The sequence below is a fragment of the Bacteroidota bacterium genome (genome assembly GCA_013360915.1).
Lineage (GTDB): Bacteria > Bacteroidota > JABWAT01 > JABWAT01 > JABWAT01 > JABWAT01.
The window spans coordinates 1-1,840 of the sequence record JABWAT010000051.1; the positions used below are offsets into that span (position 1 = coordinate 1).

The 1,840-nt window shown below is 50.4% G+C and carries 1 protein-coding gene and 1 pseudogene; both read left to right on the top strand.

Going from position 1 to position 1,840, the window contains the following annotated elements:
- Window positions 1–454: pseudogene (locus HUU10_15795) on the top strand (hypothetical protein).
- A gap of 463 nt (window positions 455–917) precedes the next feature.
- Window positions 918–1,568 carry a hypothetical protein gene (locus HUU10_15800; GenBank protein ID NUQ83065.1) on the top strand — a complete coding sequence of 217 codons (651 nt, stop codon included), beginning with the start codon at window positions 918–920 and terminating at the stop codon, window positions 1,566–1,568.
- Window positions 1,569–1,840: the final 272 nt, after the last annotated feature.

The following is a 1,840-nucleotide window of genomic DNA, read 5'->3' on the forward strand; positions in this document are numbered from 1 at the left end:
GGTTTCTACCTCTAGTGGCAACCAGAAGGTAGGGATGCGCTTTACCGGAATCAATATCCCAAAAGATGCTGCCATTAGTAATGCCTATATTCAATTTAAGGCAGATGAGATACATTCGGATGCAACCTCGCTGATCATCCAGGGGGAAGCTGCCAATAATGCCGCTGCGTTTACCTCTGTTGACGGGAACATGTCATCCAGACCAAGAACAACGGCTGCAGTGTCATGGTCGCCGGCAGCCTGGCTAATAAAAAAAGAAGTTGGTCTCAACCAGAGGACGCCCAACATATCCTCAGTCATTCAGGAGATTGTAAGCCGTGCCGGGTGGTCAAGCGGCAATTCGCTGGTGATTATCATTACAGGCACTGGCAGACGGGTAGCAAAGTCCTACAATGGTGACCAGGCAGGTGCGCCATTGCTCCATGTTGTATACAGTACAGGAGGACAAACGAATCAACCTCCCTTAGTTAACGCAGGCCAGGATCAGGCGGTTACCTTACCGGCAAGCGCTGCTCTGGATGGTAGTGTTTCTGACGATGGTTTACCGAATCCACCGGGCGCCGTGACTACTACCTGGAGTAAGGTCAGTGGCCCAGGCACAGTGACCTTTGGCAATGCGAATGCTATCGATACAACGGCGTCTAACGGCCGATGATGGTGAATTGAGCCCAAGCGATGAGATAACCATTGTAGTATCGAACCCCATCGTGAACCAGCCACCAACGGTAGATGCAGGGGCAGATCAATCGATTACGTTCCCGGATAGTACAATCCTGGATGGAACGGTAACGGATGATGGTCTACCAACAGGCACCGTAACGACTACCTGGAGTGTGGTGAGTGGTACGGGTACCGTGACCTTTGCTGATACGAGTGCTGTAGATACAACGGCAAGCTTCTCGGAGGCCGGTATGTATGTGCTGAGTCTAACGGCCGATGATGGTGAATTGAGCCCCAGCGATGAGATAACCATCGAGGTAATACAGCCCATTATAAACCAGCCACCCACAGTAGATGCGGGGGTAGAACAATTAACGGTTACCTTACCGGACAGTGCAACACTGGATGGAACTGTAACGGATGATGGCTTACCGACCGGTACCATAACGACTACCTGGAGTGTGGTGAGTGGTACAGGTACGGTAAGCTTCGGTGATGCCAATGCCGTGGATACAACGGCGAGCTTCTCGGAGGCCGGTACGTATGTGCTGAGTCTAACGGCCGATGACGGTGAATTGAGCCCAAGCGATGAGATAACCATTGTGGTATCGAACCCCATCGTGAACCAGCCGCCCACAGTAAATGCAGGAGCTGATCAATCGATTACGTTACCAAATACTGCAATCTTAAATGGTACGGTATCGGATGACGGTCTGCCGAATCCACCTGGAACAGTGACAACTATCTGGAGTATGGTCAGTGGACCGGGCACGGTAACCTTTGGCGAGGCGAATGCTGTTGATACAACGGCCAGTTTCTCAGCGGCAGGGTCGTATGTCCTGAAGTTAACAGCCGATGATAATGAATTGAATACCAGTGCTGAGGTAAGTATAACGGTATCCGACTGACACTCAATCTGCAAAGTGCATATTCATGCCTGGAATTTATCCCTTTGGTGGATTCGCTTCGCTTAATCAGGAAATGAAAGAAAAACAAGCAATTATTCTTCTTATCAGGAGATATACCCCTCCGGACACGAGAAGGAGGGGTTACACAGGGAGGATGATCAGATGAAATGCGGTAAACTATGAAAATAAGAATACGGAGGGAGTAGGATTCGAACCCACGGGAGGCTTTCGCCTCCAGCAGTTTTCAAGACTGCCGCCATAGTCCACTCGGC